Annotated in this window: 15 protein-coding genes and 1 pseudogene; 11 read left to right on the forward strand and 5 right to left on the reverse strand. The window is 69.9% G+C overall.

All coding sequences use genetic code 11. From position 1 onward, the window contains the following. Positions 1 to 139: 139 nt before the first annotated feature. The 3 genes from ACH4SP_RS07485 (at position 140) to ACH4SP_RS07495 (ending at position 2,897) form a co-directional block, all read left to right on the forward strand. Positions 140 to 1,426, forward strand: coding sequence for an ROK family glucokinase (locus ACH4SP_RS07485; protein ID WP_398410908.1), 1,287 nt, complete (start codon positions 140 to 142; stop codon positions 1,424 to 1,426). Further along, a complete protein-coding gene (locus tag ACH4SP_RS07490; protein ID WP_398410911.1) occupies positions 1,423 to 2,007 on the forward strand; it encodes a sugar kinase in 585 nt (194 codons plus the stop codon). Before ACH4SP_RS07485 ends, ACH4SP_RS07490 begins: the two co-directional genes overlap by 4 nt. A 197-nt stretch (positions 2,008 to 2,204) precedes the next feature. Beyond that, positions 2,205 to 2,897 carry a response regulator gene (locus tag ACH4SP_RS07495; protein ID WP_398411825.1) on the forward strand — a complete coding sequence of 231 codons (693 nt, stop codon included), beginning with the start codon at positions 2,205 to 2,207 and terminating at the stop codon, positions 2,895 to 2,897. A 120-nt stretch (positions 2,898 to 3,017) separates the two neighbouring features. On the opposite strand, the gene ACH4SP_RS07500 is transcribed toward ACH4SP_RS07495, so the two are convergent. Beyond that, a complete protein-coding gene (locus ACH4SP_RS07500; RefSeq protein WP_398410915.1) occupies positions 3,018 to 4,571 on the reverse strand; it encodes a citrate:proton symporter in 1,554 nt (517 codons plus the stop codon). A gap of 261 nt (positions 4,572 to 4,832) precedes the next feature. Between ACH4SP_RS07500 and ACH4SP_RS07505 the strand changes: the two are divergent. Next, positions 4,833 to 4,949 (forward strand): annotated as a pseudogene (locus ACH4SP_RS07505) (3-oxoadipate enol-lactone hydrolase); the annotation flags it as partial. A 524-nt stretch (positions 4,950 to 5,473) separates the two neighbouring features. Here ACH4SP_RS07505 and ACH4SP_RS07510 read toward each other — a convergent pair. Then, on the reverse strand, positions 5,474 to 5,797 hold the full coding sequence (locus ACH4SP_RS07510) for a hypothetical protein (protein ID WP_398410917.1): 324 nt from the start codon (positions 5,795 to 5,797) through the stop codon (positions 5,474 to 5,476). A 278-nt stretch (positions 5,798 to 6,075) separates the two neighbouring features. On the opposite strand from ACH4SP_RS07510, the gene ACH4SP_RS07515 reads away from it, so the two are divergent. Then, positions 6,076 to 9,648 (forward strand): cytochrome D1 domain-containing protein, encoded by a 3,573-nt coding sequence (locus tag ACH4SP_RS07515; protein ID WP_398410921.1) that lies wholly within the window; start codon positions 6,076 to 6,078, stop codon positions 9,646 to 9,648. Between the two features lie 313 nt (positions 9,649 to 9,961). Here the strand turns inward: ACH4SP_RS07515 and ACH4SP_RS07520 are convergent, their stop codons facing one another. Next, positions 9,962 to 10,612 (reverse strand): transposase, encoded by a 651-nt coding sequence (locus tag ACH4SP_RS07520; RefSeq protein WP_398410923.1) that lies wholly within the window; start codon positions 10,610 to 10,612, stop codon positions 9,962 to 9,964. A gap of 547 nt (positions 10,613 to 11,159) precedes the next feature. On the opposite strand from ACH4SP_RS07520, the gene ACH4SP_RS07525 reads away from it, so the two are divergent. Beyond that, complete coding sequence (locus ACH4SP_RS07525) at positions 11,160 to 11,471, forward strand: transposase (RefSeq protein ID WP_398410926.1); 312 nt, start codon at positions 11,160 to 11,162, stop codon at positions 11,469 to 11,471. A gap of 289 nt (positions 11,472 to 11,760) precedes the next feature. Then, entirely contained in the window at positions 11,761 to 12,519 is a 759-nt protein-coding gene (locus ACH4SP_RS07530) for an SDR family NAD(P)-dependent oxidoreductase (protein ID WP_398410929.1), read from the forward strand. Positions 12,520 to 12,525: 6 nt separating this feature from the next. On the opposite strand, the gene ACH4SP_RS07535 is transcribed toward ACH4SP_RS07530, so the two are convergent. Both ACH4SP_RS07535 and ACH4SP_RS07540 read right to left on the reverse strand, forming a co-directional pair. Then, a complete protein-coding gene (locus ACH4SP_RS07535) occupies positions 12,526 to 13,284 on the reverse strand; it encodes an alpha/beta fold hydrolase (protein ID WP_398410934.1) in 759 nt (252 codons plus the stop codon). A gap of 49 nt (positions 13,285 to 13,333) precedes the next feature. Then, the gene (locus ACH4SP_RS07540; protein WP_398410940.1) at positions 13,334 to 13,537 is read right to left on the reverse strand and encodes a cold-shock protein; all 204 of its coding nucleotides are present in this window, start codon (positions 13,535 to 13,537) and stop codon (positions 13,334 to 13,336) included. Between the two features lie 385 nt (positions 13,538 to 13,922). Between ACH4SP_RS07540 and ACH4SP_RS07545 the strand changes: the two genes are divergently transcribed. The 4 genes from ACH4SP_RS07545 (at position 13,923) to ACH4SP_RS07560 (ending at position 17,162) form a co-directional block, all read left to right on the forward strand. Further along, the gene (locus tag ACH4SP_RS07545; protein ID WP_398410944.1) at positions 13,923 to 14,642 is read left to right on the forward strand and encodes an HAD family hydrolase; all 720 of its coding nucleotides are present in this window, start codon (positions 13,923 to 13,925) and stop codon (positions 14,640 to 14,642) included. Further along, on the forward strand, positions 14,633 to 14,992 hold the full coding sequence (locus ACH4SP_RS07550; RefSeq protein WP_398410947.1) for a methylglyoxal synthase: 360 nt from the start codon (positions 14,633 to 14,635) through the stop codon (positions 14,990 to 14,992). Before ACH4SP_RS07545 ends, ACH4SP_RS07550 begins: the two co-directional genes overlap by 10 nt. A gap of 143 nt (positions 14,993 to 15,135) precedes the next feature. Continuing rightward, positions 15,136 to 15,996: a class II fructose-bisphosphate aldolase gene (locus ACH4SP_RS07555; RefSeq protein WP_398410951.1), complete on the forward strand. Its 861-nt coding sequence runs from the start codon at positions 15,136 to 15,138 to the stop codon at positions 15,994 to 15,996. Continuing rightward, positions 15,996 to 17,162, forward strand: a complete 1,167-nt coding sequence (locus tag ACH4SP_RS07560; protein ID WP_398410954.1) for an iron-containing alcohol dehydrogenase — start codon at positions 15,996 to 15,998, stop codon at positions 17,160 to 17,162. Before ACH4SP_RS07555 ends, ACH4SP_RS07560 begins: the two co-directional genes overlap by 1 nt. Positions 17,163 to 17,214: the final 52 nt, after the last annotated feature.

Genomic DNA, 17,214 nt, shown 5'->3' on the forward strand with positions numbered 1-17,214 from the left:
TTCCGCCGGTCCCGAGGCACCCGGGCGCACGCCCGGACAGGTTCCTTATGCGTACGGATGGCACAATCGGCGGCGGTGGGCGCCGTCCGCCGCCGGGCCCCGAGGCGCTGGCTCCCCGACACCGCAGAAGGCCCGGCCGATGAGCAGCTCCTACCGTGACTTCGCAGGCCGCGGCACCGCCCGTGCCACCGTTCTGCGCACCGTCGGCCCCCGTGAGCGCCGCTCCCACCTGACCGCCCCGCGCGTGCCCACCGTCGGCATCGACATCGGCGGTACGAAGGTGATGGCGGGCGTCGTCGACGCCGACGGCACCATCCTGGAGACCCTGCGCACCGAGACGCCCGACAAGTCCAAGAGCCCCAAGGTCGTCGAGGACACCATCGTCGAGCTGGTCCTGGACCTCTCCGACCGGCACGATGTGCACGCCGTCGGCATCGGCGCCGCCGGCTGGGTCGACGCGGACCGCAACAAGGTCCTCTTCGCCCCGCACCTGGCCTGGCGCAACGAGCCCCTGCGCGACGCGATCTCGTCCCGCCTCGCGGTCCCCGTGCTCGTCGACAACGACGCCAACACCGCGGCCTGGGCGGAGTGGCGCTTCGGCGCCGGACGCGGCGAGGACCACCTCGTCATGATCACCCTCGGTACGGGCATCGGCGGCGCCATCCTTGAGGACGGCCAGGTCAAGCGCGGCAAGTACGGCGTCGCCGGCGAGTTCGGCCACATGCAGGTCGTGCCCGGCGGCCACCGCTGCCCGTGCGGCAACCGCGGCTGCTGGGAGCAGTACAGCTCGGGCAACGCCCTCGTCCGCGAGGCCCGCGAGCTCGCCGCCGCCGACTCCCCGGTCGCGTACCACCTCATCGAGCGAGTCGGCGGGAACGTCCACGAGATCACCGGACCGCTCATCACCGAGCTGGCCCGCGGCGGCGACGCCATGTGCGTCGAGCTCCTCCAGGACATCGGCCAGTGGCTGGGCGTCGGCATCGCCAACCTGGCCGCCGCCCTCGACCCGTCCTGCTTCGTCATCGGCGGCGGCGTCAGCGCCGCCGACGACCTCCTCATCGGCCCTGCCAGGGACGCCTTCCGCCGCCACCTCACCGGCCGCGGCTACCGCCCCGAGGCCCGCATCGCCAAGGCACAGCTGGGCCCCGAGGCGGGCATGGTCGGCGCCGCCGACCTCGCCCGGCTGGTCGCCCGCCGCTTCCGCCGCGCGAACCGCCGCCGGGTGGAGCGCCACGAGCGGTACGAGCGCTACGCGCAGGCGATCCGCACCGCGACCACCCCCGCGCCCACGGACACCCCGGAGCAGAACACACCCGTCCCCCACACGCCCACCACACCCAGCACGGCCACCACCCCCATCACACCCAGCACCCCCCGCACCAACAGCGCCGAGGGCACCGACAGCGCACAGGGAACCTCCGAATGACATCCACGATTCCGCACCAGGGCCCGTCCCCCGACGACCGCAAGAGCCGGCCGCCGGAGAGCCGCCGCCGCGTGATCGTGCGCCGCACGATCACCGCGGTCATCATCGTGCTGCTCATCGGCATCCCCGCCGGCTATCTGCTCGTCTCCGCCGAGCAGAGCCGCGACAGCGGCCGCAACAAGGAGCGCGAGGCCGCGGCCGGGGGACTCACCGTCGGCTGGCCCTCCCAGGTGCAGCGGCGCATCTACCACCTGCCGATCCCGCTGATGGCCCAGAACCTCGCGTACTTCGAGACCAACAACTGGAAGACCAGCCGGATCCACGTCCGGTTCGCGACCACCCCCGCGGACCTCGACACCTTCCTCAAGGACATCGGCACCTCCACCGACGCCCTCAAAGAGGGTGCGGTCACCATCAGCGAGCACGACCGGGCGACCGTCGGCTGGGTCTTCACCCCGCACCGCAAGTGGTCGGGCCTGACCTACGAGCAGAAGGACCCGCTGCCCACCCTGGACATCACCGTGGACCGCACCGTCCCCGAGCGCCCCTGGGTGTACGCCGTCTCCACCGCCACCCCCTGAGACGCGGCGGAACCGAGGGTCGACCCCCGGCCCTGCCCGGCGCGGAGGACCCCGCAGAACACGGCCGGCCGCCGGTGACCTGTCGCCGCCTGACCCGCCCCCCCCGCCCCCCGGTCGCAGGCGGAGCCGGAGGACCGGAGAGACTGGTGCGTCCGCACGGCGGCAAGCGCGGTGGACCTGCAGGAGGAGGAGTGCCGGTGATCGAGGTGCTGGTCGTCGACGACGACCCCCGGGTGGCCAGGATCAACGCCGCCTACACGGACCGCGTACCCGGCTTCCGCGTGACGGGCACGGCGCACACCACCGGCGAGGCGCTGGCCTGGCTGGACGAGCACCACGCCGACCTCGTCCTCCTCGACCACTACCTGCCCGACGAGAACGGCCTCCGCCTCCTTCGGCGGCTGCGCGAAAGCGGCTCCCGCACCGACGTGATCATGGTGACGGCCGACCGCGACGTGGCCACCGTGGAAGCCGCCATGCGCTACGGCGCCCTGCACTACCTGGTCAAGCCGTTCAGCTACAGCGGCCTGCGGGCCAAGCTGGAGGGGTACGCCGTACTGCGCCGCACCCTCGCCGACGGCGGCCTGGAGGCCGGGCAGGAGCAGGTCGACCGGATCTTCGGGGTGCTGGGCAGCGCCGCGGCGGGGCCGACCGTGCTGCCGAAGGGCCACTCGGCCCAGACGGTACGTCTGGTGCGGCAGGTGCTCCGGGACACCGGACAGCAGTCGGCGAGCGGGACGGCCGACCTGACGGGGCTGAGCCGGCAGACCGCGCAGCGCTATCTGAAACTCCTGGAGAAGGCCGGGCAGGTGGGACTCACCCTGCGCTACACGGGGCCGGGGCGGCCGGAACACGTGTACACGTGGACGGGAACCGACCAGGACGAGTGAGTCCGTCGGAACGGGCCGGGACCGCGGAACCGCGAAGGCGGCGCGCCCCGGTCCAGGACAGGACCGGAGTGCGCCGCCGTCGCGGGAGCCGGGGAGCCGGGCAGCGGGAGCCGGGCGGCGTCAGGCGATGCCGAGGAGCAGGGCGGCCGCGAGGATCACCAGCGAGACCACGACCGCCCACTTGACCGTGGCGCGGGTGTGGTCGCCGAACTCCACCTTCGCCATGCCCACCAGGACGTACACGGCCGGGACCAGCGGGCTGGACATGTGGAGCGGCTGGGCGATGAGCGAGGCGCGGGCGATCTCCAGCGGGGAGACGCCGTGCTGGGCGCCGGCCTCCGCGAGGATCGGCACGATCCCGAAGTAGAACCCGTCGTTGGACATGAAGTACGTGAACGGGATGCTCAGCAGACCGGTGATGAGCGCCATGTGCGGGCCGAGACCGTCCGGAATGGCGCCGACCAGGGACCTGGCCATCTCGTCCACCATGCCGGTGCCGGTCAGCACGCCCGTGAAGACGGCGGCGGCGAAGACCATGCCGGCGACGTTGAGAACGTTGTCCGCGTGGGAGGCGATCCGCTCGCGCTGCTGCTTCATGTGCGGGAAGTTGACCGTCAGGGCCAGGGCGGCGGCGAGCATGAAGATCACCGGGATCGGCAGCCACTGGGCGATCAGGGTGATCAGCACGGCCAGCGTCAGCAGGGCGTTGAACCAGTAGAGCCGGGGCCGCAGCGTCGGGCGGTTCGGATCGAGGGTGCCCCAGACGCCGGCGGCGGCATCGCCGTTGTCGGGGGTCCCGGCGTCGGCGTCGGAGGGCTTGGTGAGGTCCGGCGAGTCCGGACTCTCCGGAGAATCGGGAGAATCGGGAGAGTCCGCGCTACCGGTGGCCCGGGTGCCGGCAGTGGCGGCGGATCCGGTGGCCGTCCGGGCGGCGGTCCCTTCGGCACCGGTCACACCGGCGCCGTTCGCACCCGCGCCCACGGTCACCAGGGAGAGGTCGCGGCCGTCCGTCTCCTCGGTGGCGACACCGTCGGACGCGGGGCCGGTCTCGGTGAGCAGCCCCAGGCGGCGGCGTTCGCGCAGGCCCAGGCACCAGGCGAGGACGAAGACGGCGAGCAGACCGCAGGCGAGCGCGGGCAGCATGGGCACGAAGATCTCGCCCGCGTCCAGCTTCAGCGCGGTGGCGGCCCGGGCGGTCGGGCCGCCCCACGGAACGGTGTTCATCACGCCGTTGGCCGTGGCGGCGACCATCGTCAGCGTGAGCACGCTCATCTTCAGCCGCAGATAGAGCGGGAGCATGGCGGAGACGGTGATCATGAACGTGGTCGAGCCGTCGCCGTCCAGCGAGACGATCGCCGCGAGCACGGCGGTGCCCAGGACGACGCGGGCGGGGTCGGCCTTGCAGAAGCGCAGGATGCCCCGGACGATCGGGTCGAACAGGCCGACGTCGATCATCACGCCGAAGAAGATGATGGCGAACATCAGCATGGCCGCGGTGGGCGCCAGCTCGCCGATCCCCTTCAGTACGTACTCACCCAGGTGGGCCCCCTGCCCCGCGATCACGCAGAAGAGGGCCGGGATGAGGATGAGCGACGTCAGCGGGGACATCTTCTTCATCATGATCAGCGTCAGGAATGTCGCGATCATGACGAATCCGAGGACCGTCAGCAGCATAGATCTTTCACCTTCGTCCAGCTCATGGCCACAGCTCCGTGGCTGGTTGAAAGTACGAGCGGCCCTTCGGCGTACACAAGGAGTAAACGCGTGAGCAATACGTGCGAAACCTTGCCCGGGACTACGCACGGACCGCCGAATCCACCGAAGACCACGTCGAACCACCGCTGCACGGCTCCGGCTGCTGCGCCGCGGCGGACACCCCGGGAGGGCCGTCAGGTGTTTTCACCCCCCCCCGTGACAGGTGATGTGAGACGTGAGATGTGGGAGCGTGAGCGGGTGAGTGAGGCGACGGCAGAGACCCTGCAATACCGCCTTGACGGGCCAGAAGACGCTCCAGCCCTCGTCCTGGGCCCGTCCCTCGGGATAACGTGGCACAGGCAGGCGAAAGCGTTTCGTGCGGTCCGGGCAGTCCAGGTCAGGGGCGTACGTGCAGGTCAGGAACTTGTGGTCCAGGTGCGTCGACGGTTTTGGTGACATGCGTGTGACAGCAAGTGAGAGCTGAGGAACCCCCGGCTAGGTGTCGACGGGGGCTCACTGGTGCAGAAGTAGTGGTGTGCTCGCGCTGGGCGGCCGGTAGGAATGGCATGTGGAAGTTCTCGTTTCCCACCCCAACTTCATGTATGTCCTCGTGGGGAGCACGGAGCTGCTCCGGCGTGGCCGAGGGGGGGACAACACAGCTCTGGGGCCGACCGGAGCCATGCGGGGTCCACGACGGGCGAGGTCCACGACGGGCGAGAGACAACGGCCGGATCATGGGTCCCTCCAACAGCCTCTGACGCTCGGGAAGTCGGCATGCCGACAGGCTGTTTGGCCCGCACAGTTCTGAGGCGATGCCTGCCCACAGCAGGCCGGGCGGTGGCCCGCCGTCGGGCGGGCCACCGCGCTCTCCGTGCTCGGGCTCAGCGTTTGGTCTGGTACGAAACGCTGCGAATACCCGTGCCGTAGGGGCACTCTGCCTTCGCGTACTCCCACCGCCAGGCACTGTTGTGCTTGCTTCCATCAGCGCACTTGGCGGTTGCCTTCACGTAGACGTTCATGCCGGCGCACTTGGCGTGGCCTCGTCCGGCGCCACCGGGCCCGCCGCTGTCCTTCCAAGTGATACAGGCCCGCACCCCGGTGTCCGCGGTGGTGGCGGACGCGGTGGAGGCGGTGGTGGCGATTCCTCCGCCGGCCAGCGCGAGCGCTGCCACCGCCAGGCCCGCCTTGCGCATTGTGGTCCTCATCGTCTGTGTCCTCTCCCGGGCCGGTGCCGAAGCTCCAGGCCTCACGGTTCGATCGGTGTGTGTTCCTTCGTCGGCCCGTCCCGGGGAGCAGCCGAAGCATCCGGGGCGGTCCGAGAGCAAGTTGACCTCGGCAGGTGTTTTTCATCAGCCCAGGTGGGCGCGGTGAACAATTGCTCTTTGAGGAACACGTACGTGCGGGGATGGCCAGGGAACGGCTTGTCACTCACCCGGCGCGTTCCTACCGTGGTCTCGATCGATCTCCAGATTCGGGGGCCAGAGTGGGGCGCAAGGAGAAGCCCGTCGATCCGGCGGCGGGGCCGGTGCAGTTGTTCGCGTTCGAGTTGCGCAAGCTGCGCAGCGAGGCCGGAGCGATCGCTTACCGTGTGCTCGCCGAACGTTCCGGCTACTCGATCACGGCACTGTCCCAGGCCGCCGCAGGGGAGAAACTGCCCTCCCTGGCGCTGACCCTTGGCTACGTCCGGGCCTGCGCGGGCGACGAACGGCGTTGGGAGCAGCGCTGGCACGACGTGACTCGGGAGGAGAGTGAGACCGCGGCCGCTCACGAGGACGCCGCTGCCGCTCCCTACCGAGGTCTGACCCGCTTCGAGCCCGGTGACGAGGAGTTCTTCTTCGGCCGTGATCGCGTCACGGCCGAGTTGGTGGAGCTGGCGGGGCGACACCGGCTCACGATGGTCTTCGGTCCGTCCGGCTGCGGCAAATCGTCGCTGCTGCGCGCCGGCCTCATCCCGTGCCTGCGCCGCTTCACCGATCCGCGGGTACGTCCGGCAGCGTTACGCATCCTCACCCCGGGCCCTCATCCTCTGCGCACCGCCATGCAAGTGCTCGCTCCCGCCGACGCCGACGGGGACACCTGGCTGATCGTGGATCAGTTCGAGGAAATCTTCACGCTCTGCCACGACACCGGTGAGCGGAAGGAATTCATTGGAGCCCTGGTGGCTGCGCAGGACCCCGCCAGCCGCCTGCGCATCGTCCTGGGCGTACGTGCCGACTTCTACCCGCACTGCCTGGCCCACCCAGAACTGGCCTCTGTGATCCGTGAGTCGAGTGTGGCGGTGGGACCGCTGGGCGGCGTCGAGCTGCGTGCGGCGATCGTCAAGCCGGCGCAGGCGCACGGGCTGACGGTGGAACGCGCCCTGAGCGATCGGCTGGTGGAAGAGGTCGCGGGGGAGCCCGGCAGCCTGCCGCTTCTCTCGCACGCCCTGTTGGAGACCTGGCGCCGCCGCCGCGGCAGCACCCTGACGGTCGAGGCCTACGAGGCAGCGGGCGGCATCCAGGGCTCTCTCGCTCAGACCGCCGAGGCCCTGTACGCGCGCCTGTCCCTCGTACAGGCGCGGCAGACACAACGGATCCTGCTGCGCCTGATCACACCGGGCGAAGGCACTCCGGACACCCGGCGCCCCGAATCGCGGGCCGCTCTGCACACCACTGATCCGGAGACCACGGACATCGTCCTGGAGCGCATGGCCCGCGCGCGCCTGATCACCGTGGACGACACCACCGTTGACCTGGCCCACGAAGCGCTGATCACCTCCTGGCCCCGTCTGCGCGGATGGATCGACGAGGCCAGGGAGCAGCTGCGCACCCACCGCCGCCTGACCGAGGCCGCCCGTGCCTGGGACGACCTCGGGCGCGACCCGGGGGCCCTGTACCGGGGCACCCGCCTCGCCGCGGCCGAGGAGGCATTCGCCGCTCCCCACACCGCCAAGGACCTGAACTGTCTGGAACGAGACTTCCTCATCGGCAGCACGACCGCCCGCGACGCTGAGCACCGCACGGCTGCCCGTGCGACGCGCCGCCTCCGCCGGCTCACCTCCACACTGGCGGTCCTGCTTGTCGTCGCCGTCGTCGCAAGCCTGATCGCGTGGAACCAGTACGGGGCAAGCGAACAGCGACGCAACCAGGCCATCGCCGCGCAGCAGACTGCTCTTTCCCGTCAGCTGGCCGCGCAGTCGGCTGCCCTCCTGGCCGACGCCCCCGATCTCGCCTCGCTCCTGGCCGTCCAGGCGTACCGGACCCACCCCACGGTGGAGGCCACCGCCGGCCTCCACACCGCGGCAGCCAACCCCACGCGGCATCTGCTCACCGGACCCACGGCTCCTGTCGGCGTCGTGACGTTCAGCCCCGACGGCCGTACCGTGGCTGCCGCCAGTTCCGACGGCAAGGTACGGATGTGGGACGCGGCCAACGGCGCGGTCCGCAAAGTCTTCCCCGCCTTCGCCAACGGGGTGACTGCGGTCTCCTTCAGCCCGGACGGCCGCCTCTTGGCCGCCGGCGTCACCGACGGAACCCTGCGACTGAGGAACGTCCTGGCAGGCGGGAAAGCCTGGACGGCTACGGGTAGGTCCAAGGGGCTGGGGCAGGTGACCTTCAGCCCCGACGGCCGTACCGTGGCTGCCGCCAGCTCTGACGGCAAGGTACGGATGTGGGACGCGACCACCGGCGCGGCCCGCAAGGTCTTCGCCACCTCCACCGACGGGGTGACCGCGGTTGCCTTCAGCCCGGACGGCCGCTTCCTGGCCGTCGGCGACACCGCGGGAGCGATTCGGGTGCACGACCTGGTTCGCGGCGCTACCCGGGTTGTCCGGCCCACCGGACTTGGCCCCTTCACCACGATGGCCTTCAGCCCCGACAGCCGCTTACTGGCGGCCGGTGGTACTGCGGGCCCGACAGTGGTGCTGTCGGACCTCGTGAAGGGCGGGTTCCGCACCCGGTCCACCGGACACACCGGGTCGGTGCAGGCGGTGGTGTTCAGCCCGGACGGGTACACGGTGGCCACCGCCAGTGACGACAGAACAGTACGAGTGTGGGACGCGAGCACCGGCAGGAATCATGCCGTCCTGACCGGGCATGCCGACTTCATGTCCTCGGTTGCCTTCAGCCCGGACGGCCGCACTCTGGCCAGCGGCAGCCGTGACCGCACCGTCCGGCTGTGGGACCTCGCCCAGCAGATGCCCGACAGAACTCAAGCCGGGTCCACCACCATCTCGTCCATGGCGTTCACCGATGACGGGCGTGCTCTGGGAACGGGTTACGTCGACGGAAAAGTTCAGATCTGGGATGCGCTCGGGCCCCGGCCCCGCAGCGCCCGCCCGGTCGGCGACGTCGTGGTGACATCGGTGGTTCCGTCCACGGACGGTCACCTCAAGGCCGCCTCGATCAGCAGCGACGGGCACACTGTACGGGTGTGGGACGCGACCGACCGCAGGATCCGCGCCGTCGTGCGCCACGGCCCCCGGTCCGACACCGTGTTGGCGACAGCCCTGAGCAACGACGAACGCACCCTCGCCACCGGCGCGGCAGACGGAACAGTGCGCCTGTGGGATGTGGCCAGTAGCAGGAACCGGGCCGTCCTCAACGCCACGGACGTCGTGTCGTCGCTCGCCTTCAGCCGCGACGGAATCACGCTCGTCTCCGCCGGCGGCGACGGCAAGGTACGGCTGTGGGACACAGCTACCGGCAGAAGCCGCACGATCATCACTGACATGGCGACATCCGTGGCGCTGACCCCCGACAGCCGCACGCTCGCCACCGGCCACAGCGACGGAACGGTACGACTGTGGGACCTTCCCACGCGCACCGTCCGTACGACTCTGAGCGGGAGCCAACGACCTGTTTCCGCACTGGCCATCAGCCCGAACCAGCGCACACTGGCAGCCAGCAGCGTCGACGGCACGATCCAACGGTGGAAGCTGCGCCTGCCCGACCCCGCTCAGGCGATCGACATGATCTGCCGTGCCCTGCACCGGGACTTCACCCAGCAGGAACGCTCCCAATACCTCCGGGGTCAGCCGCAGCGTCAGGTGTGCCCGCGCACCCGTGCCGGGACGTAGCCAGGGCTCTTCGTCCGGAGTCGGCGACGGTTGATGACTCCGTCTACAGAGCACCGAAGCCTTCATCACGAACCTTCGGCCCCAAGGCGGCGCCACTCTGGCCCTGCGCAACCTGAGCCGCTGACCAACGGCAGGGGGAAGGGGGCGGGCCCCCTTCCCCCTGCCGGCAGGTCGCCTCTTCCGTGTCTGGCGGTATGTTGCCGGCTGTCCGTGCATGTCAGGCGCGCGCGGGAGTGTTGGCAGGGCGAGGCGGTGGGTTCAGCGGCTGGTTCGAGCGAGTGAAGTTTCCCCGTGATCGACCCTGCTGGCCAATTCACATGGCGGCCGTGAGCGTTCCGTGGAGGCGGGTGAGTCGTGATGTCCAGGCTCCGGCCGGGGGAATCCCGGAGAGCCAGGCGTCGGTGCGCACGAGGTTGAGGGCGGTCGCGGTGAGTACGTGCTGGAGGTGGGTGCGGGCGAGTCCGCGGTAGCGGGCCCGGTGGACATCGCAGTGGCTGGACTCCTGGGCCATGGTGCCCTCGACTCCGGCCCGCAGCGCGTAGTGCTCCTTCCAGCTGTCGGTGGCCTGGTCTGCGCGGATGTGCTGCTGGGCCTCGAACTGTTCGCGGGGCCGGAAGGTCATGGCACGCGCGTTGCGCTCGGAGCGGGTGCAGCGGGCCCGGTCCGGGCAGGGGGTGCAGTCAGGCAGGCGGAAGGTGACCTGGATGATCGGGAGTTGGTCGCGGCTGTGGGTCTCGCGCCAGTATCGGCTCTGTTTCCCGTCGGGGCAGGTGACGTGTCGGTGGTCCCAGTCGATGGTGAAGTTTCTGATGTCAAATGCGTCCGGGTCACGGGCCTGCCAGCCCGAGTCGGGCGGTAACGGCCCGGTCAGCTTGATGCCGTGCTGTGCTGCGGTGAGGACGTGGTCGACGCTGACGTAGGCGGCGTCGACGAGTTCCTCGTCGGGCTTGAGCCTGGCAGCCATGAGAGCACGGTGGCGCCCGGTGGTGGTCTCGACGTCAGTGCGGCTGGCCTCGGTGGGACGACTATCTGTACGTCCTGGAGCCTGACTGCCCCAACAAGCACTACGACCTCATCAAGTGGGCAGGGCTTCAACCCGATGCCCTCGAAGGTCTGTGGGAAGTCGAGAAGAAGCCGGCGGAGCTGGAAGTCGAGGGGGCGCGAGTTCTCCCCTGGGCGACCACGGACAACGGAGAATGCCTCTACTGGCTCATTCGGCCCGGTCTTGAGCCGGATCAGTGGACTGTCATGGTGAACGAGGCGCGCGGCGAGCGATGGGAGCACTTCCCTGTCTCCTGCACACAGTTCCTCGCCGCTTCCCTTGACGGAGACCTGCAGTCGAACATCCTCTGGTCCCAGTACCCCCGCGAGACGCATGAATTCTTCCCACTCGGTCCGGCACAGCGCGCTTTACTCAGGCTTCGGTTCTCGCCGCGCTGTCCTGTGGGAGTTGGACGCTGATCGGGTCGTCGAATACCGCAGCCCCGAAGGTGACGTGCGGCCGTCAAGCGATGGGCGACAACCCGGAACGACTGGCGGGCGAGGCGTCCTTCGCCGCGCTGTGCGGGGTCAGCCCCGTCGAGCGGTCCTCGGGGCGCCGCCAGTTCCGCCGTCTCCATCGTGGCGGTGACCGTCGGGCCAATGCCGCGCTGCACCGCATCGTGTTCACCCGCCTGCGGGTGGACCCGCGCACTCAGGACTACTACGAGCGCCGGATCAAGGAGGGCAAGACCCGGCGCGACATCGTGCGCTGCCTCAAACGCTACGTGGCCCGGGAGATCTTCCACCTGGTCGAACAGCCACAGCCCGTACCCCGCTCATAGGGGAACACCCGGGGAATGACGGAGCCCGCCTGTTCCGGCGGGGCTCCGTCATGTGGCTGGTCACGGGCGGAGGGCGCCTGCACTGGGGGTCCCGCTCCACGTTGTGCGTTCGAGGGCTTGGCTGAACCGTGCGTGCTTCAGTCCGCTGCGCACTGCTGCGTCGTGTCGGATCGGTCCCGGCGGGGGGTGCTTCTAGTGTTGCTCCGGTTCATCCGTTTGTGACAGCGATCAGCTCCTGCGAGGTGCGGTGTCCCAGCCATCACACGACTCTCCTGACACTGCCTCGGTCATGGAGAAATTTGATCTGTCGGGCAGGGCGGCGGTGGTGACCGGCGGAAACCGCGGCCTGGGACGGGCCTTCGCGCTCGCGCTGGCGGATGCTGGGGCGGACGTCGCGGTGCTCGCCCGTGACGGGAGCCGCAATGCGGCGGTCGTTCAGGAGATCCGGGCACGCGGCGTCCGCGGGACGCACCGGGCGGTGGACCTGACCGTGCAGGACGGCGTGCAGCAGGCCCTGGACGGTGTGGTCGAGGAGCTGGGGGCCCTGGATGTGCTGGTGAATAACGCCGGCGTATGTGTGCACACCTCGTCGATGGAAGCCGACGAGACTGCGTGGCGTCGGGTGTTCGACCTCAACGTCGACGCCGTGTGGCGGTGTGCCACGGCTGCCGCCCGTCACATGGCGGCCCGCTCCGGTGGCGCAATCGTCAACATTGGCTCGATCGCAGGTCAGGTGGCCCTGCGCCCGCAGGCGCAGGCCGCCTACGACGCCTCGAAGGCGGCCGTGCACCAGCTCACCCGGTCCCTCGCGGTGGAGTGGGCGCCCGCCGGAATCCGGGTCAACGCGCTGGCCCCCGGCTACGTACGCACCGAGATGGCCGCCGTCGACGAGCCCCGCTTCCGGCAACGGTGGATCGACGACGTTCCCCAGCAGCGCTGCGCGTCGCCGGAAGAGATCGCCCCCGCGCTGGTCTTCCTCGCCAGCGAGGCATCGGCCTTCATGACCGGTCAAGTCCTCTTCGTCGACGGCGGCTACACCGCGGTGTGAGACGTGTCAGGGGGCGCTCAGGAACGATTCGATCGCGGTCACCAGGGCCACCGGCGTTTCGTGCATGGGATAGTGGCCGCTGTTGGCGATTTCCTCCAGTTCCGCGTTCGGGTAGTGCTGGAGCCAGGTCGCGCGCATCACATCGGCTGTCAGGGCGAGGTCGTGTTCACCGACGAAGACCTTGACGGGCAGAGGGTTCCCGGCGATCCGCTTCGTGAGGTCGGCGGTCACCCAGTCCTGGACGTAACCGCCGAACGCCTCGCGGGTGGAGAGCTGAAGGGAGCGATCGACCATCAGGTCGACCCAGGTCCGGGACGCTCGTTGGCCGGTGACGAGGTCGATGATGGCCAGTCGCTTGTCGCGGTCCTGCGCGGCCCCGTAGAAGAGGGCTTCGCCGTCCGCGTCCAGCGGGTACGGCCCGGCGGGGACGGGCGCGAGGCCGACCAGCTTGCGCATCCGCTGCGGAGCCTGCGCCAGTACCTGCTGGGCGGCCTTGCCGCCCATGGAGTGGCCGACGAGGGAGAAACGCTCCCAGCCGAGTGCGTCGGCCAGGGCGAGCGTGTCGTCGGCGATCTCGGCGAGCGTGTATGCGCCGGTGACGGCCTTGCGGTCGCCGTAGCCGCGGTAGTCAAGGAAGGCGTAGCTGAAGGTGTCGCCGTCCAGGTAGTCCAGGAAGGACCCCCACCCGGCACTGGTGCCGAACCAGTCGTGCAGCACCAGGACCTTGTGGTCGCCGGAACCGATCAGGCGGTACGGGGTGTTCATGATGCGGGATCCTCTCGTGGGCGTCATCAGCGTGTATGAGGGTCTTCTCCTATAGAGCGCGGACGTCCCCTGCCGGTGGCCCTCGTGCTCCCCGGGTGATCTCGAACTCGACCCGCTGGTTCTCTTCCAGGTTCCGGAAGCCGCTGCCCATGATCGCGGAGAAGTGGACGAAGACGTCCGCCCCGCCTCCGTCGGACGCGATGAACCCGAAGCCCTTCTCGCCGTCGAGCCATTTCAGTGCGCCCTCAGCCATGTGCGTACGTCCCTCGTTCCGCCACAGCGCACCGGCATGCGCCGGCCGGAGCAGCGGTCCGGCGTCTGATCCTTCCCCTGGGCGGAGCCAGTGAACCGGAGCCGTCTTTGCCCGTACAGGCGGACGTTGAGATCGGCGGGCGACGGGGGTGATCCAGCTCAGACCGGTCTACTCCGGTCGGCCCGCCGTGTGTTCGCGTTCGACGTGGGTGAGGCAGCGGCGTACCTCGGTGTGGTGCAGCGTCTCAGCATGGGGCCGTTGCGCCGAACCAGTGAATTCCGCAAAGGGCCCAAGACGCCCTTGCCTGCCAGGTCGTTGTGGCTCAAGTCTGCCCGCCCCCGCAGGTGATGGGGCACCTCTTGCCGGATATCCCACCTCAAGGAGCATGGCCAGCGTGACAGAGAACCGGGTCCTTTCCTGGACCCCGAAAGCGGTCGTCTTCGACTGCGACGGTGTCTTGATGAGTACGGAGGAGTACTGCCTGCTGAGCAAAGTGCTCGTCCTGCGTGACCACGGTGTCGAGCCGGACGAGGAGGTGGTCGCCTCGCTGAAGGGCCTGCACTACAGCGCCGCCGGAGACACCCTGGCCCGGACGCTCGGCACGTCGGCGAGCGCCGAGGAGTGCAGCGCGCAGGCACTGGCCAAGCAGCGCGAGCTGTACCGGACCCACCCCTCGCACGCGCTGCCCGGTGCGCTGGACCTGGTCAAGCGGACCAGTGCGGTGATGCCGGTGGCGTGCGCCACCAGCTCTCCGCAGGATGCCGTGGAGCATGTGCTGGCCGGGGCCGGAATCCTCCCGTACCTGGTGTGCGTGACCTCCCCGACCATGGGCTTCGCTCCCAAGCCTGCCCCCGATGCGTATCTCGTCGCTGCCGAAGCCTGTGCGGTCGAACCGGCCGACATCCTCGCGGTGGAGGACTCCACCAGCGGGATTCGTTCCGCGGTGGCCGCCGGGATGCGGGTGCTCGGGGTTGGCACCGAGCCGTCCACTGAGCAGCTCGCCCTCGTCGACCACTGGGTCACCTCGTTGGACGACCCTGAACTGACCGACTGGGCGCGGCGGTTGGCCCTTCCGAACAGCAATGAGGCTTCGGCATGCGTGTAGCCCTGGTGGCGCAGGACGGCAAGAAGGAAGCGATGCGCGCCTGGGCTTCCAAACACGAAGCGAAACTGTCGGGCCACGAGCTGGTGGCGACCGGCGGGACCGCCCAGGTACTGACCGAGTGCGGTTTCACTGCCCGCGCGCTGGCCTCCGGGCCGCTCGGCGGCGACCTGCACGTGGCGCACCTGGTGGCAACAGGTGAGGTCGATTTCTGCGTCTTCTTCCGCGACCCGGCCGTCCATCCCGCGCATGAGGTGGACGTGGCTGCGCTGGTCCGCCTGGCGCTGGTGCACGACGTACCGCTCGCGCAGAACGAGTCCACGGCCAACGCGGTCCTCGCCGCGCTCCTCTAGGCGTACCGCCGCGCGGGGCTTTCGGTACGTGGGAGGGCAATCGCTGGGCCGAACGTGGGAACCGGCCCCGGCGCGGTTGTTCATCCTGCGGAGGTTCTCTGCATCATCGCTTCGGTGAATGACGCGAAGGGTGGCGAACTGTGATGGTGACCGGAGTCGACCGGGTCGGCAGTCGGCAGCGGCTCGGCGGGCTGTTGCGGGAGGCCGCCGACAACGACTGCGCGGTGATGGCCTTCAACGTGGTCGATCCGGCCTCAATGCAGGGGGTCCTGGACGCGGCGGAAGCGGCGGAAGTGCCGGTGGTGGTGCAGTTGTCCGTGCGCAGTGCCCGGCAGTGGGGCATCGAGGCGGCCCTCGCGTGCCACGCCGAGGCGTCGGCGGGCCGCAGGACGCTCTCGATCCTCCACCTCGACCACTGCACGGACCGGGAGTTCGCCGAAGCCTGTCTGTGCGCCGGGTGGGACTCGGTCCTCTTTGACGCCTCCGGACTTCCGTACGACACCGCGCTGCGGGAGACCGCCGAACTGGTCGAGGTGGCAGGGGAGGTCGGCGGCGAGGTGGAGGGGGAGTTCGAGGCGATCCCTCGGGTCGGGGAAGTGCCGGACGGTGATGAGGGCGGTGGCCCCGCGGTCGCTCTGGAGCGGGTGGTCGAGTTCGTCGGGCGTACGGGCGTGACCTGTTTCAGCCCGGATCTGGGCACGGCGCACGGTGCTTACGTGACGCAGCCCGTGGTCGACTTTGAGTGGGCGCGGGCCATCACCGCCGCCACGGGTGTGCCGCTCGTGCTGCACGGCGGGTCCGGTCTTGACCCGGCCGTGATGTCCCAACTCGTCGGCTGCGGCGTACGCAAGATCAACGTCTCGACCCAGATCAAGCACGCCTACCTGGGTGCGGTGAGCGCCTCGGGCGGTGTTACGGAACCGGTGGAACTGCTGGGGCGGATCAGCGCCGCGGTGCGCGAGGTGGCGGCGGGATACTGCCGTGCAATCGGCAGGGGCAACTGATGGGGCTTGCTGGTGAAGGCGCCGTGGGTCGGCGGGAGTTGCACGGGCTGGAGCTGCCGGAGCTGCCGACGCGTGTCGTCTTCGGCAGGGGAAGACTCGGACAACTAGGCACACATGCAAGAGAGTTCGGGCATCGTGTGCTGCTGGTCTGTGGGCGAGGCGCGATGCGGCGGCACGGAGTGCTCGACGCGGTGGTGGGTCACCTGCGGGCCGCGCACCTCACGGTGACGGTCTTCGACGGGGTGTCGGCGAATCCCACGTCGGCCGAGGCCGACCGGGCGGTGGCCCTGGCAGCAGAGCACGGCTGCGACGTGGTGGTCGGCCTGGGCGGTGGCAGTGCCATCGATGCGGCCAAGGCGGCTGCCGTCGGTGTCGAGCGCGGCCCGGTCGGACCGTTGGTGGGTACGACGCTGGAGTCGTCCGAGGGCGCTCTGCCGCTGATCGCGGTGCCGACCACGGCCGGCAGCGGGTCGGAGGTCACCAAGGGGGCGACCGTCACCGATGTCGTGCGGCGTCTCAAGGCGGGCATCCGGGGCCCGGATCTGTTTCCCCGGGTCGCGGTGATCGACCCGGTACTGCTGGGCACTGTCCCGGCGGGGGTGGCGGCGGAGAGCGGGTTCGACGCGCTCGCGCACGCCGTCGAGGGCCTGGCCGCCCGGCGTTCGGACCCGGTCACCCGGGCACTGGCGCTGCGGGCCGTAGAACTCGTCGGCGTACACCTGCCCAAGGTGGCGGCCGGGGACCGGTCGGCGCAAGCCCTGGACGGTATGGCGCTGGCGGCGTTGCTCGGCGGGTGGAACGTGGCCCTCGCGGGAACCTGCCTGCCGCACCGCATGCAGCAGGCGATGGGCGGCCTCGCACACGGGGCGGCCCTGCCGCACGGGCGTGGTCTCGCCGTTCTGTACCCGGCGTGGCTGGAGCAGGCCGTGCCGTACGCCGCCGAGCGGTTCGCGGCCGCGGCGAGGGCGCTCGGCGGCACGGACATCCACACCGAGGTGGTGCGACTGCGGGAGGTCTGCGGGCTGACGGGTGGCCTGCGCGACCGGGGCTTCACCGAGGCGGACATCGCCGTCATGGGCGCAGCCGTCACTGGTGACCTCGGCAACGACCCCGTCCCGTCCCCGGACCCGGACACCGTCGAGCGGATCTACCGCGCCTGCCTCTGACTCTGCGTCGCCCTGCCCTCGCGTTCCCCTCCACAACCCGCGAAAGAGCACC

The sequence above is a fragment of the Streptomyces sp. NPDC021093 genome, assembly GCF_044333135.1.
GTDB lineage: Bacteria > Actinomycetota > Actinomycetes > Streptomycetales > Streptomycetaceae > Streptomyces.